Origin of the sequence: Mangrovibacter plantisponsor, from assembly GCF_003182475.1 — a bacterium.
Lineage (GTDB): Bacteria > Pseudomonadota > Gammaproteobacteria > Enterobacterales > Enterobacteriaceae > Mangrovibacter > Mangrovibacter plantisponsor.
Map to the genome: position 1 here is coordinate 42,282 of NZ_QGTS01000010.1, position 13,400 is coordinate 55,681.

The 13,400-nt window shown below is 52.5% G+C and carries 13 protein-coding genes; 6 read left to right on the top strand and 7 right to left on the bottom strand.

The genetic code is table 11. From position 1 onward, the window contains the following. Positions 1-196: 196 nt before the first annotated feature. Both tag and DES37_RS16510 read left to right on the top strand, forming a co-directional pair. The gene (tag, locus tag DES37_RS16505) at positions 197-760 is read left to right on the top strand and encodes a DNA-3-methyladenine glycosylase I (RefSeq protein WP_110026862.1); all 564 of its coding nucleotides are present in this window, start codon (positions 197-199) and stop codon (positions 758-760) included. Continuing rightward, on the top strand, positions 757-1,188 hold the full coding sequence (locus DES37_RS16510; RefSeq protein ID WP_036107101.1) for an N-acetyltransferase: 432 nt from the start codon (positions 757-759) through the stop codon (positions 1,186-1,188). The genes tag and DES37_RS16510 overlap by 4 nt, the downstream gene beginning before the upstream one ends. Here DES37_RS16510 and DES37_RS16515 read toward each other — a convergent pair. Continuing rightward, positions 1,166-3,493 (bottom strand): molybdopterin guanine dinucleotide-containing S/N-oxide reductase, encoded by a 2,328-nt coding sequence (locus tag DES37_RS16515; RefSeq protein WP_245930113.1) that lies wholly within the window; start codon positions 3,491-3,493, stop codon positions 1,166-1,168. The genes DES37_RS16510 and DES37_RS16515 overlap by 23 nt on opposite strands. 165 nt (positions 3,494-3,658) lie before the next feature. Here DES37_RS16515 and DES37_RS16520 point away from each other — a divergent pair, with 165 nt between their 5' ends. Both DES37_RS16520 and ghrB read left to right on the top strand, forming a co-directional pair. Further along, complete coding sequence (locus DES37_RS16520) at positions 3,659-4,321, top strand: OmpA family lipoprotein (RefSeq protein WP_110026866.1); 663 nt, start codon at positions 3,659-3,661, stop codon at positions 4,319-4,321. Positions 4,322-4,753: 432 nt separating this feature from the next. Next, positions 4,754-5,734: a glyoxylate/hydroxypyruvate reductase GhrB gene (gene ghrB, locus DES37_RS16525; protein WP_110026868.1), complete on the top strand. Its 981-nt coding sequence runs from the start codon at positions 4,754-4,756 to the stop codon at positions 5,732-5,734. A 71-nt stretch (positions 5,735-5,805) separates the two neighbouring features. On the opposite strand, the gene DES37_RS16530 is transcribed toward ghrB, so the two are convergent. Then, positions 5,806-6,516 (bottom strand): DUF3053 domain-containing protein, encoded by a 711-nt coding sequence (locus DES37_RS16530; RefSeq protein WP_036107093.1) that lies wholly within the window; start codon positions 6,514-6,516, stop codon positions 5,806-5,808. Positions 6,517-6,812: 296 nt separating this feature from the next. Between DES37_RS16530 and DES37_RS16535 the strand changes: the two genes are divergently transcribed. Beyond that, on the top strand, positions 6,813-7,088 hold the full coding sequence (locus tag DES37_RS16535; protein ID WP_110026869.1) for an HTH-type transcriptional regulator: 276 nt from the start codon (positions 6,813-6,815) through the stop codon (positions 7,086-7,088). Positions 7,089-7,183: 95 nt separating this feature from the next. On the opposite strand, the gene glyS is transcribed toward DES37_RS16535, so the two are convergent. From glyS to DES37_RS16550, 3 genes are all read right to left on the bottom strand, one after another. Next, positions 7,184-9,253: a glycine--tRNA ligase subunit beta gene (glyS, locus tag DES37_RS16540; RefSeq protein ID WP_110026871.1), complete on the bottom strand. Its 2,070-nt coding sequence runs from the start codon at positions 9,251-9,253 to the stop codon at positions 7,184-7,186. 9 nt (positions 9,254-9,262) lie between these two features. Continuing rightward, positions 9,263-10,174: a glycine--tRNA ligase subunit alpha gene (glyQ, locus tag DES37_RS16545; RefSeq protein WP_036107088.1), complete on the bottom strand. Its 912-nt coding sequence runs from the start codon at positions 10,172-10,174 to the stop codon at positions 9,263-9,265. A 159-nt stretch (positions 10,175-10,333) separates the two neighbouring features. Beyond that, complete coding sequence (locus DES37_RS16550; RefSeq protein WP_110026873.1) at positions 10,334-10,651, bottom strand: YsaB family lipoprotein; 318 nt, start codon at positions 10,649-10,651, stop codon at positions 10,334-10,336. Positions 10,652-10,913: 262 nt separating this feature from the next. Between DES37_RS16550 and DES37_RS16555 the strand changes: the two genes are divergently transcribed. Then, the gene (locus DES37_RS16555) at positions 10,914-11,909 is read left to right on the top strand and encodes an acyltransferase (RefSeq protein ID WP_110027045.1); all 996 of its coding nucleotides are present in this window, start codon (positions 10,914-10,916) and stop codon (positions 11,907-11,909) included. On the opposite strand, the gene DES37_RS16560 is transcribed toward DES37_RS16555, so the two are convergent. Both DES37_RS16560 and DES37_RS16565 read right to left on the bottom strand, forming a co-directional pair. Next, entirely contained in the window at positions 11,872-12,825 is a 954-nt protein-coding gene (locus DES37_RS16560) for a GlxA family transcriptional regulator (protein ID WP_036107083.1), read from the bottom strand. The genes DES37_RS16555 and DES37_RS16560 overlap by 38 nt on opposite strands. 5 nt (positions 12,826-12,830) lie before the next feature. Next, complete coding sequence (locus DES37_RS16565) at positions 12,831-13,382, bottom strand: isochorismatase family protein (protein ID WP_110026875.1); 552 nt, start codon at positions 13,380-13,382, stop codon at positions 12,831-12,833. Positions 13,383-13,400: the final 18 nt, after the last annotated feature.

Consider the following 13,400-nt stretch of genomic DNA (forward strand, 5'->3'; position numbering starts at 1 on the left):
TTTTATATACAACACAACTGCGACAGGATTTATTTACCTGCCGAGATTGCCACGGGCCTCACGGGATGGTGTGATGTCCGTCCAGTTTTACCTCTTACCTGCGTGTTACCTGAACAATGTCAAAAACGCAGGGTATATATTTTAAGCGTATAGCCGATAATAACGATTTACCACATCACAATTAAGGACTGGCACCATGCAACGTTGCGGTTGGGTTACCCAGGATTCACTTTATATTGATTATCATGACAATGAATGGGGCATACCGCAAAAGTCAGGCGAAAAATTATTCGAAATGTTATGCCTTGAAGGCCAACAGGCTGGTTTGTCGTGGATTACTGTGTTGAAAAAACGGGAAAATTACCGTGCAGCATTCCACCAGTTCAACCCGCAAAAAGTCGCCGAAATGCAGGCGGATGACGTAGAAAAACTGCTGCAAAATGCCGGTATCATTCGCCACCGGGGTAAGATTGAAGCCATCATAACGAACGCCCGGGCATGGGTCGCGATGGAACAAAATGGCGAGTCATTTTCAGATTTTATCTGGGGTTTTGTCGACCACCAGCCGGTGATTAACAGCCCGGAAACATTGTCTGCGGTCCCGGCCAGTACGCCAGTATCAGAAGCGATGTCTAAAGCGTTGAAAAAGCGGGGTTTCAAATTTGTTGGTTCGACCATTTGCTATGCGTTCATGCAGGCTTGCGGGCTGGTGAATGACCATGTAATCAGTTGCGCCTGCCACCCGGAGGCAGGCAGATGATTCGTCGCAGCCGCGCACGAGACATGCCGGAACTTCTGTCACTCTGGCTTGCCAGCACAACGGCAGCCCACGAATTTATTCCGGTCAGTTACTGGCAGGCAAGTGTGCCTGTTGTCCGGGATATTTACCTGCCCCATGCCACCACCTGGGTTTACCATGAGCAGGGAGAGTTACAGGGCTTTGTCAGCGTACTGGAATCGCGCTTTATTGGGGCGCTTTTTATCGCGCCCCATTCAGTAGGCCATGGGATTGGGCGAGAATTACTCAGCCACGTTAAAAATCGCTACCCGCTGCTAAGCCTGGAGGTATACCAGAAAAACAGCCGGGCAGTGAGTTTTTACCATGCCCAGGGCTTTCGTATTATTGAAAGCGCCTGGCAGGACGACACCCAGGAGCCCACCTGGATCATGAGCTGGCAGGCGGGGTGAAAGCCGTCACCGTTGGTAACTCTCCGGTGAACTTCTCCATCCACACCAACGAAGTATTCGCAGCACAACCATTCCCCAGGCGCGACGAAGGTATATCTTTGGTCAGCACATTCACTGCGCCGTGTTTACACAGGCTACCTTCGCCATCCTGTAAATCCGGCCATGCACCCTGGTGAATACAAATCACACCAGGTTTAATGCCATCAGTCACATGCGCCCCGGCAAGTACTTGCCCACGGCCATTCCATACCCGAACAACATCACCATGGCGAATACCACGGGCTTTCGCATCAGTGGCATTGAGTGTCACAGGTTCCCTTCCGGCAATTTGATAGCGTTCACGCAACCGGCTGTAATTTAGCTGGCTGTGCAACCGGTGAGCCGGGTGGGCAGACAACAACTGCAATTGTTCTGGTTGCGCATTACCGTGCCACTCATCAGGCGCCAGCCAGGTGGGGTGCCCCGGGCAATCCTGGTAGCCGTAACTGGCAATTCGCTCTGAATGAATCACAATTTTACCGGTTTCGGTTTTCAGTGGATGTGCCTGTGGGTCTGCCCGGAAATCACCAAACCGCACAAACTGGCTGTTCGCCGGGTTTTCTGGCATTTCGATGAGCTGGTTCTGTTCCCAGAAAGTGGCAAAAGGTATTAGCGATACCTGGTTGGCAGCCCCCCTTGTGGCAGCCATTTGATAAAATGTCTCCAGCCAGGCCATTTCACCTTTGCCTTCCGTAAAGCGCTGTTTTCCGCCTTTCTCCCAGTATTCACTCAGGTCGGCAAAAATAGTGAAATCATCGCGGGCTTCATATTGAGGAGCCACAACCTGCTTCATGGGGACCAGGTGCTGCTGGCTGTAATCCCCGGTCATGGTCATATCATTGCGTTCATAACTCGTTGTCACCGGCAAAACGATATCGGCATGCTTCGCCGCCCCGGTCCAGAAACATTCCGAGATAACAATAAGCTCAGGTTTTTGCCACGCCCGAATCAGGCGGTTGGTATCCTGGTGGTGAGTAAAATTAGCACCACCTGCCCACCAAATCATTTTCACATCCGGGAATATGCGGTTTTCACCATTGTGCTGGTAAGCACCACCCGGGTTTTCCAGCGCCTCGACAATCCGGGCGACCGGCACTTTATCTACCGCATCAGTTCCGCCCGCCACACTCCCCTGCATGGACGCCAGCACCGCTGCACGCCTGGTCGGGTTACCACCATTAGCAAAATGATAAGACAACCCAAAACCACCGCCGGGCAAGCCAATTTGCCCCAACATTGCGGCCAGCGTCACCAGCATCCAGTGCTTCTGCTCACCATATTGCTGGCGTTGCATGCCCCACCCGGCCATCAGCATAGTGCGGTTATGGCTGAACAACTGTGCCAGCTCGCGCAGGGTTTGTGCTGGTATGCCACAAATCGCAGCAGCCCAATCGGCGTCTTTTTTGATGCCATCCGGCTCACCCAACAGGTAACCCTGGAAGGTAGCAAACCCGCTGGTGTATTTGTCCAGAAAAGCACTGTCATGCCACTGATTTTCCAGCAACGTGGTGGCGATGCCCAGCATCATTGCAACATCTGTCCCCATATACGGAGCCAGCCAGGTCATCTGCTCGCCAAAGAAATCGTGGGTTTCTGAACGCATCGGATCAATACAAATCAGGCGTTTGCCACTTTTTTTCAGCGCCTCGTAATACTTCATGCCTTGCTCGTCGCTGGCGTTCCAGGCAATTTTCAGGGTATTGAGTGGGTTGGCACTCCACATAACCACCACATCGCTGTGCTCCAGCACCAGAGGCCAGCTGGTTTGCTGCTGGTAAACTTCGTTACCCCCCACGACATACGGCATTATCACCTGGGCCGCTCCGGTCGAGTAATCGCCCAAATGCCCGGTATACCCGCCAGCCAGACTCATGTAGCGCTGTAACAGTGTGGCGGCTTTGTGCATCACACCATTGGAACGCCAGCCATATGAACCGGCAAAAATTGACGACGCGCCCCAGGTTTGGCGGATACGGCGGTGCTGGCGGTCAACCAGTGCCAGCGCATCTTCCCAGGAGACCCGAACAAACTCATCCTGACCACGCATACCCTGGGGATTGTCCGGTGATGCCAGGTAGCCCTTACGCACCATGGGGTAACGCACCCGGGTTGGACTGTGAACCTGGTCTGCCACAACGGTCTGGAGCGTATTTTCATGCGAGGTATTGAGGGCACCACGAGACGAAAATACCGTTTCGCCATCAGTTTCTACCAACACAGGCCCCCAGTGGGCTGCTGTCAGTACCTGGTATCGTTTTTTATCCACAATGGGCTCCGGGATCTTTGCAGGTGTTAAGTGTTGTTGTTTTGCCGCGCTCTGTGGGCGCATTTTACAAAATCAGACTATTCAACGAAATTTTCTTTCGGTAAAGCCGTCATAATCTACCGCCATCCGCATTACGACAATTCAATTTCGGCATAAGGATATAACATGAAAAAACATAAGGTTATGGTCGCAACATTAGTATGCGCCACACTCGTCATTTCCGGTTGTACAACAAACCCTTATACCGGTGAGAGCCAGGCCGCAAAATCCGGCGTTGGCGCAGGTATTGGCTCGCTGGTCGGTGCCGGTGTGGGAGCACTGTCTTCTTCAAAAAGTGACCGGGGGAAAGGTGCGCTGATTGGCGCGGCAGCCGGTGCTGCACTGGGCGGTGGCATTGGCTACTATATGGATGCCCAGGAAACGAAGCTGCGGGAAAAAATGCAAGGGACCGGGGTGAGCGTTACGCGCCATGGCGATAACATTGTGCTGAACATGCCCAATAATGTCACCTTTGACAGCAACAGTGCTGTGTTGAAACCTGCTGGTGCCAATACGCTAACGGGTGTCGCAATGGTGCTGAAAGAGTACCCGAAAACCGCCGTTAACGTGGTGGGTTATACAGACAGCACTGGCGGGCACGACCTGAACATGCGCCTTTCGCAACAGCGCGCAGACAGCGTTGGCAGTGCGCTGATTACTCAAGGTGTTGCCGGTAACCGGGTGCACACTTCTGGTATGGGCCCGGCCAACCCGGTCGCCAGTAACACAGCCGAAGAAGGTAAAGCCCAAAACCGCCGGGTAGAAATTACCTTGTCGCCGTTGCAGTAACACATATCGCCCGGGTTATAGATTAGCCCGGGTAATACTCTGACTTATAACACTTTCTACCCATGTCTTTTTCTGGTATTTCCACCCGTTGCGCAGTGAATCAGAAATACCCCCCCCTTAGCCAGAAGATCATTCTGTGTTGCACAGACTCAGGCCGGGCGATATATATTCATGCCAGATATGTACGGCATGCGGTTTTTGCCTTTACTGCTGCCAGTAAACAAAAATACCCACCAAGAATAAACGCATCAAAAATGGGCATCTGCACAAAAAACAGTGTGATTATCTGTCTTTTTTCGCACTTTTCCGCTCCGCAAACACTGTACTCTAATAGTAGAATCGTAACGTCATATCAGCCTTTCCAGGCAAAATCACAACGTGTGGCCGGCATTTGCCGCCCGTTAATATTCAGTTGAATTTACGGAGACCTGTATGAAGCCGTCCATTATTCTCTATAAAACACTGCCCGAAAACCTGGTTGCCCGCCTGAAAGAAAAAGTGGATGTTATCCAGGTGAATAACCTGAGCCCGGAAACTGTTCAGGCCAATGCTGATGCTTTTGCCAGCGCGGCAGGTTTGTTAGGTGCGGGGGGAAAAGTGGACGGGGCGCTGTTAACTGCCATGCCTGCTTTACGCGCCGCTTCAACCGTTTCTGTAGGTTACGACAACTTTGATGTCGATGCCCTCACTCAGCGCAATGTCCTGCTGATGCACACACCTACCGAACTGACAGAAACTGTGGCAGATACGCTGATGACACTGATTCTGGCAACGGCCCGTCGGGTACTGGAAGTGGCCGAACGGGTAAAAAAAGGTGAATGGACCAGCAGTATTGGGCCAGACTGGTACGGCGTGGACGTGCACCATAAAACTATCGGTATTATTGGCATGGGTCGCATTGGTATGGCACTGGCACAACGCGCGCACTTTGGGTTTGGTATGCCGGTGTTGTATAACGCACGCCGTCATCACACCGAAGCAGAATCACGCTTTGGCGCCCGCTATTGTGACCTTGATACACTGCTGAGTGAAGCGGATTTTGTGTGCAGTATCCTGCCGCTAACCGATGAAACTTACCATGTGCTGAATGCAGAAAAACTGGCGCTGATGAAGCCTTCTGCCATTTTGATTAACGCGGGTCGTGGCCCGGTCATTGATGAACCTGCGCTGGTTGATGCCCTGAAAAGCGGAAAAATTCACGCAGCCGGGTTGGATGTGTTCGAACAGGAGCCTCTGCCGGTGGATTCCCCACTTCTGAGTCTGCCCAATGTTGTCGCCCTGCCACATATTGGTTCGGCCACCCATGAAACACGTTACAACATGGCGGCCACAGCAGTGGAGAACCTGCTTAATGCGCTGGAAGGTAAGGTTGAGAAAAACTGCGTGAACCCGGCTGTTGCAAAACAGGCCTGAGGAAAGCAAGACTGGGAAAGCTAAACCAGGAATAACCGCTCTGTGTTTATGGCACAGAGCGGAAAAACAATTTACTGCATGGCGCTCATCGCGCTGGAGTATGCCTGGCTGAATGCCTGGTGTTGTGCGGTAAGCGGCCCAATCAGCGAGTTATACTGGTTAGCCTGCTCTGTGGTTGGGAACTGTATACCATTCGCCACAAAGCTCACTTTGTCGCCCTGCTGCTGGACAAAATCACCCACCTGAACCAGTTGCTGCGACAAGACTTGTGCTGCCGGAATCAGTGGGGTAACCGCATTTGACGGTGCAGTCACCACCTTCTGGTAAGCCTGGTCAAATACCGGCTTCAGGTCATCTGCCAGTTGCAGCCCGGAACGCGCGGAATCAGCCTGCATTTTTGCATTCTGAATTTGCTGGCTCAATACGCCAAGGGAGCCATTAATCTGGCGTAATGTGTCGCGGTTCGCCATATAATCCTGCGGCGCACGAATCCCATTAATGCTGTCCACCAGCGGTTTAATACCGGAATCCATCGCCTGGTTCATCTGCTGGGAAAAGCCATACAGAATGGCGTAGTCAGAAACAAAGTTACCAAACTGTTTTTTCTGATCGGTGGTTAACGTGGGTAAGTGCTCACCACTGCGCATCACTGTATTCTGCAGAAAATCAATGAACGCCTTACGCTGATCAGCTTCTTTATCAAAACACCCACTCAAACTGACCACCATCAACAACGCCAGAAACGGCGCAAACCAGCGAGAGCAGGACTTTCCTGTCGCCATTTTCTACTCCTTACACCCTTAAAACGCGCAAGCGCGACCGTAAATTCAACGCACACAAGGATAGTCCAGACAGCGCACACTGAATAGCCTTTCCTTATGAATCCGACGAATTTATTCGCAAAACCAGCCAGCAGAAAGCCGAAAAACCAATGCGCATTTTTCGTTCATGAATTGTGCTGTTGCAAGCAATTTTCCGTCTATTATTAAAAATGCGGCCCCGGAAAACGCACGTTGTTTTTGCTCATTCCCAGTGCCACAGGTATGCCCTTTCCGCTGTGAGATTTGAGGAGTTCTCAATGGAATTAAAAGACCCTGGAGCTGAACTATTAACAAGCCTTGAGCAGATGATTTTTAAAGATATGCCTCAGGCCAACCTGGCAAACCGGAACAGCATTTTTTCGGAGTATGAACAATTACGTCAGGGCACAGGTCTGCAACTTGATGAATTTGCCAGTGCAATGGGCGTTACCCGTGCCCATGTCCTGGAGTGGGAAGAACGGCGGACACAGCCTTCCACAACCGAGTTAAAACTGATGCGCCTGATTCAGGCAAAAAAACCGTTACTCCAATAAAACGTTAGCTGTTTTTTTAACCTTCCCTGTAAACCCTGAGCTGAGACAAAAAAACCCGCCATTAGGCGGGTTTTTGTTTTTAGCAGAGCAGAACCTTACTGCAGTAAGGAAATATCCGCAACCTGAAGGAAAAGCTCGCGCAATTTTTCTAACAACGTCAAACGGTTAACCCGAAGTTCCGGGTCTTCATCCATCACCATGACTTTGTCAAAGAAAGCATCCACGGTGTCGCGCAGTTCAGCCAGTTCCACCAGTGCTTCCTGGTAACGGCCTTCTGCGAAATACGGTTCCAGCTTGTCACGTAATACAGTTACCTGCATCGCCAGGCGAATTTCTTCATCTTCTTTCAGCACCGATGCATTCACCCGCTCATTCAGCGGCTCATCGGTTTTTGCCAGAATATTAGACACACGCTTGTTGGCCGCAGCCAGGCTTTGTGCCGCATCCAGCGTTCGGAAGTGAGAAACCGCTTTCATGCGGGCATCGAAATCAGCCGGGCGTGTCGGGCGGCGCGCCAGAACAGCCTGAATGGTATCAACCGCATGGCCTTCTTCCTGATACCAGGCGCGGAAACGGCCCAGCATAAAGTCGATAACGTCATCCACCACTTGCGCATTGGTGAGTTTATCGCCATACAAACGCACCGCTTCTTCAGCCAGTGTTTGCAGATCAAGAGGCAGGTTTTTCTCAACGATAATACGCAGTACGCCCAGTGCAGCACGGCGCAGAGCAAATGGGTCTTTATCGCCTTTCGGGTGCTGACCAACACCGAAGATACCAGCCAGTGTATCCATTTTGTCAGCGATAGCCACAGCACAGGCAACCAGGCTGGATGGCAGGGCATCACCGGCAAAACGCGGCATATACTGCTCGTTCAGGGCAACAGCCACATCTTCCGCTTCGCCGTCATGACGTGCATAGTGCATCCCCATTACGCCTTGCGTATCGGTGAATTCGAACACCATGTTGGTCATCAGGTCGCACTTGGACAGCAAACCCGCACGCGTAGCATGGGTGACATCCGCGCCAATCAGGCGGGCAATCCAGCCAGACAACGCTTCAATACGGCCAGTTTTGTCACGCAGCGTACCCAGCTGTTTCTGGAACAGCACGGTTTCAAGGCGCGGCAGGTTATCTTCAAGGCGTTTTTTGCGGTCAGTATTGAAGAAGAACTCCGCATCCGCCAGGCGAGGACGCACCACCTTCTCGTTACCGGCGATAATTTGCTGCGGGTCTTTCGATTCAATATTTGCCACGAAGATGAAATTGGGCAACAGTTTCCCGTCGTTGTCATACACCGGGAAATACTTCTGGTCGCCTTTCATGGTGTAAACCAGCGCTTCGGCAGGCACCGCGAGGAATTTTTCTTCAAATTTCGCGGTCAGCACAACCGGCCATTCCACCAGAGAAGCCACTTCTTCCAGCAGGCTTTCGCTCAGGTCGGCGTTACCGCCAATTTGGCTGGCTGCGGCCTGGGCATCTTGCTTAATTTTGGCCTTACGCATTGCGTAATCCGCCATGACTTTGCCACGCTCAAGCAGAATTTGCGGGTACTGGTCGGCATTATCAATGGTGAATTCAGGCTCGCCCATAAAGCGGTGGCCACGAATCACACGGTCAGAGTCGATACCCAAAATGGTGGCTGGCACCACGGTATCGCCCAGCAGCAGCGTAAGCGTATGAACCGGGCGCACAAACTGCACGTCAGAAGCACCCCAGCGCATCAGTTTAGGGACAGGCAGCTTAGACAGCGCATTGCCGACCATCGCAGGCAGCAGTTTCTCTGCAGTTTCGCCTTTCACGTGAGCACGGTATAACAACCACTCGCCTTTATCGGTCACCAGGCGTTCAGCCTGATCAACTGTAATACCGCAGCCCCTGGCCCAACCTTCAGCCGCTTTACTCGGCTTACCTTCGGCATCAAAGGCCTGAGCAATTGCCGGGCCGCGTTTTTCCAGCTCGCGATCGGGTTGTGTCGCCGCAAGAGCCATAACTTTCAGCGCCAGGCGGCGCGGTGCAGCAAACCACTGAACTTCACCATGGGCTAAATTAGCCGCATCCAGTTCAGCGGTAAAATTCGCAGCAAAAGACTCGGCCAGGCTGCGCAGGGCTTTTGGTGGCAACTCTTCAGTGCCGAGTTCCACCAGAAAGGTTTTTTCAGACATGGCAGCCTCTTACTTGTCCTTGTTACACATAGGGAAACCCAGCGCTTCACGGGAAGCGTAGTAGGCTTCAGCCACAGCTTTAGTCAGAGTACGAATACGCAGAATATAGCGCTGGCGCTCCGTTACCGAGATAGCCTTACGGGCATCCAGCAGGTTAAAACTGTGAGCCGCTTTGAGAATACGTTCATAGGCGGGCAATGGCAGCGGTTTTTCCAGCGCCAGCAACTGCTGCGCTTCTTTTTCATACTGCTCGAAACAGGTAAACAGGAAATCCACATCGGCGTATTCAAAGTTGTAGGTAGATTGCTCTACTTCGTTCTGATGGAATACATCGCCGTAGGTGGTTTTCCCCAGTGGGCCATCGCTCCACACCAGGTCATATACGCTGTCAACGCCCTGGATATACATCGCCAGGCGTTCCAGGCCGTAAGTGATTTCGCCGGTAACCGGTTTACACTCAAGGCCGCCAACTTGCTGGAAGTAAGTGAACTGAGTCACTTCCATCCCATTGAGCCAAACTTCCCAGCCCAGCCCCCAGGCACCCAGTGTCGGGTTTTCCCAGTTGTCTTCAACAAAGCGGATATCGTGAATCGTGGGATCCATACCCAACTCTTTCAGTGAGCCAAGGTAGAGTTCCTGAATATTGTCCGGTGAAGGTTTGATGATCACCTGGAACTGATAATAGTGCTGTAAGCGGTTCGGGTTTTCGCCATAACGCCCATCTGTAGGGCGACGAGACGGCTGTACGTAAGCGGCGGCAATGGGCTCTGGCCCCAGTGCCCGCAGGCAAGTCATTGGGTGAGAAGTGCCTGCACCAACTTCCATGTCCAACGGTTGAACAATGGTACAGCCCTGGCGAGCCCAGTAATCCTGTAATGTAAGGATGAGGCCCTGAAAGGTCCTGGTATCAAACTTTTGCATGTTGATTTCGCACGCGATACGAGTGGGTTTATAAAGAAGCGGTCAGTATACCCGTTGGGCGCAAGATATACAGCCCAAATCCTCCGACAAAACCTTACACATCATTTGTACCGTACAAATAACACCATTTATGCGCATTTTTCCTGCTTAACTGAGCAATCAACGCATAGATAACGACATAAACTTTCCGGAGTCGTCAAAAGTGCAGGTAAAACGCTCATGGTGTTGCGTGGCGCCACGTATCTCATAGCTGCGCTGAAACGCTTCCGGGGCATCGAATACAACCGTGTCGGACTTTGTGTTATAGCGCCTGGAGACCTGGTCCCGGCATTGTGCTGCCATCATTTCAACCGGGGCGGGTGTAAAGTGGCGAGAAGTTGTGTGGTCAGGCCGGGAGGCACTCTGGCATCCTGCCAGGAGCAGGCTGACGGGCAATAGCAGGCCTGCCAACGGCCATCGAAAAAGCGCAGTCATCATAAGTTCTGTATCAAAAAGGTTGTGCTGTGCGATGCGCCTCGTGCCAACAAACTCCCCACGGCCAGCCGCGAAAAGGCATGGGGTGCAGGTAACCCGGGCCGGGTTTTCTGCCCAGCCGCATCAATATGTTAGTAATAATTTACCAGTGTGCAGGGCGAACCAGGCGGATGCAAGTCACCCACAAGAAACTCGGTTTTTTCCTGGAGGCAAAGCGGGTTTCAACCAACACACTGGCTCTACATTCACGGAAACCGAGGACCGGATGAATCAAAAAGTCGCCTGGATTGACAACTTGCGCGGTATTGCCTGCCTGATGGTTATTGTTATTCATACCACAACCTGGTATCTCACCAATGTCGATAAAGTCAGCCTGATGACCTGGGATGTTGCGAATGTCCTGAACTCTGCATCAAGGGTGTGTGTCCCGTTATTTTTTATGATTTCTGGCTACCTGTTCTTTGGTGAACGAAGCGCCCAACCGAGGCACATTGCCCGGCTGTTTTTGTGCCTGGTGTTTTACAGTGCCATTGCGCTTCTTTATATGAGCACACTCACGCAAATCAACGCCTGGCAGGCATGGCTGCATATTCTGCAAAAGCCCGTGTTCTATCACTTATGGTTTTTCTACGCGCTATTTGTGCTTTACCTGATGTCGCCATTAATCAACGCCCGAAAAGTCAGCGCGCCAGTGCTGATTCTGCTGGTTGCAGTGTTAGGTGTCATCGCCAACCCGAATATGCAGTCCGTTTATGGCTGGCATACCCGCCTGTTACCTGTCGACTTATATATTCAGGGCGATGTGTTCTACTACATTTTGTACGGTGTGCTGGGTTATTCGCTGGGGCAACTACAAACTGAACGGGGCTGGGTTACTTTGCTGGCACTGGCAGGTTTTATCGCCTGTGTGGTGGGGATTATTAAAGGAACACAACATGCCTTACATACCCATGGCGATTTCGCAGACACCTGGTATCGTTATGCCAGCCCGCTGGTGCTGCTTGCGGCAATCAGCCTGTTTATTCTGGTAAAAAATACCCTGAGCGGCGGCCCGGTGCCCGGTCTTGCCACCATTGCGCGCTATTCACTGGGTATTTATGGCTTCCATGCTTTTTTCATCCATTTCCTGCGCACCCGGGATATCGAGATTACCCGTTATCCGCTGCTGGACATGCTATGGGTATTCAGCGCGACACTTGCCGGCAGCCTGGCTCTGGCAACGGTTACCCAGTGGGTGGATCGTAAGCGCTGGGTGAGTTAGCCGGTACACGGAGCAATGCCCGCTGCCACTGGCGGCGGGACGAAAACCCCGCCTTGAGCGCCACCTGCTCACCATGCAACCCCTGGCGCAGGTATTGCTCTGCCAGCGCCAGGCGCAACTGTTCAATGTAATCCCGTACCGTTACGCCAAGATGCAGTTGAAACAGGCGAGCCAGGTGGCGGGCGCTGACATGTACCTGTTGCGCAAGGGCCGGAACCGACCACGCCTGTTGTGGCGCAGAAGACAATAAATCCTGTGCCTGGTGCAGTGCCGGGTGAAGGTGGTTGCGGTAACGCAGCCAGGGCGAGAGCTGCGGGTCATCTCCCGCGCGCCGGAACCACACCACCATTTCCCGGGCAACTTCCAGCGCCTGATGCGGGCCACACAGGTGGCTGATTAAATGCAGGCTGACATCAATACCCGAAGTAATGCCAGCACTGGTCCAGATACCCCGGTCAGCAACAAAAATCCGGTTGGTTTTGACCTGGGCGTCCGGTGCTGCCTGCTTCAGGCGCGCAATAACATCATGGTGAGTGGTGCACTGGCGCTGGTGCAATAGCCCGGCCCGTGCTGCCATTAATGCCCCGGAACAAATACATAACAGCGCTAATTGCTGGTGATGAATGGCGGGTTGCAGGCGAGTCAGCCAGCGCCGGACCAGCTCAGCCTCCGGGGTTGAGAAATGCCGTGAGGAATCCGTCACGCCGGGAATGACCAGTAAGCTACCAGGCGGCAGGGTATCTGGCAATGGCGCAATACCGCCCAGTGTCAGCCCAATCGAACTGACCACTTCAGGTTGCGGCCCAATGTAATGCAGGCGAAATGCTCCCCCCGCCAGCCCAAAGGTTTCTGCCGGGCCAGTTAAATCTAAAGCCAGCACCCCGGGCAACACCACAAACCAGACATCCACCGCCATCGTTATTACTCCTGCATGGTTAAACCCGCCAGACACTCTTCAACCGTACTGATTGTGGCAAAACGCCCGGTCAACACCGTTTCAGTACGGTGGTGCAATGCATCGCTGCCCAGCGTAACCCCTTGCCATGTCATGGCAAATGTCAGTGTGGCTTCACTAACAAATGTCACTTTGTACCCCAGGTCGGACGCCACCCGTGCCGTGGTTTCACAGCACTGTTCAGTGCGCATACCACAGATAATCACATGGCCGATATTCTGGCGACGCAGCCAGTTATCCAGCCCGGTATCGGTAAAAGCATTATGCACGTGTTTATGAAAAGTCGTGGCGGGTTTATGGGTTAAAAACGGCATCGGCGTGACAAAACCGGACTCAATTGAAAACGGCCCGCTGTCATCGACATGGAAAATATCCACCACCGGGATCCGGTGCTCAGAACAACCCGCTATCAGCGTATTCATGTTCCGGGAAAAATCAGCAAAATTACTGTCTTCCCAGAAATCACGCTGGAAAAAGGAACATTGAGTATCGATATTCAGTAATGCGCTACGTGCCATGGTCATTCGCCTCATTTG

Excerpts from the sequence above, each read along its gene's own strand:
- DES37_RS16530 (WP_036107093.1), bottom strand. The coding sequence starts at position 6,516 with ATGGCGACAGGAAAGTCCTGCTCTCGCTGGTTTGCGCCGTTTCTGGCG.
- DES37_RS16555 (WP_110027045.1), top strand. The coding sequence starts at position 10,914 with ATGAATCAAAAAGTCGCCTGGATTGACAACTTGCGCGGTATTGCCTGC.
- DES37_RS16560 (WP_036107083.1), bottom strand. The coding sequence starts at position 12,825 with ATGGCGGTGGATGTCTGGTTTGTGGTGTTGCCCGGGGTGCTGGCTTTA.
- ghrB (WP_110026868.1), top strand. The coding sequence starts at position 4,754 with ATGAAGCCGTCCATTATTCTCTATAAAACACTGCCCGAAAACCTGGTT.
- DES37_RS16535 (WP_110026869.1), top strand. The coding sequence starts at position 6,813 with ATGGAATTAAAAGACCCTGGAGCTGAACTATTAACAAGCCTTGAGCAG.
- glyQ (WP_036107088.1), bottom strand. The coding sequence starts at position 10,174 with ATGCAAAAGTTTGATACCAGGACCTTTCAGGGCCTCATCCTTACATTA.
- DES37_RS16550 (WP_110026873.1), bottom strand. The coding sequence starts at position 10,651 with ATGATGACTGCGCTTTTTCGATGGCCGTTGGCAGGCCTGCTATTGCCC.
- DES37_RS16520 (WP_110026866.1), top strand. The coding sequence starts at position 3,659 with ATGAAAAAACATAAGGTTATGGTCGCAACATTAGTATGCGCCACACTC.
- DES37_RS16510 (WP_036107101.1), top strand. The coding sequence starts at position 757 with ATGATTCGTCGCAGCCGCGCACGAGACATGCCGGAACTTCTGTCACTC.
- glyS (WP_110026871.1), bottom strand. The coding sequence starts at position 9,253 with ATGTCTGAAAAAACCTTTCTGGTGGAACTCGGCACTGAAGAGTTGCCA.
- tag (WP_110026862.1), top strand. The coding sequence starts at position 197 with ATGCAACGTTGCGGTTGGGTTACCCAGGATTCACTTTATATTGATTAT.
- DES37_RS16565 (WP_110026875.1), bottom strand. The coding sequence starts at position 13,382 with ATGGCACGTAGCGCATTACTGAATATCGATACTCAATGTTCCTTTTTC.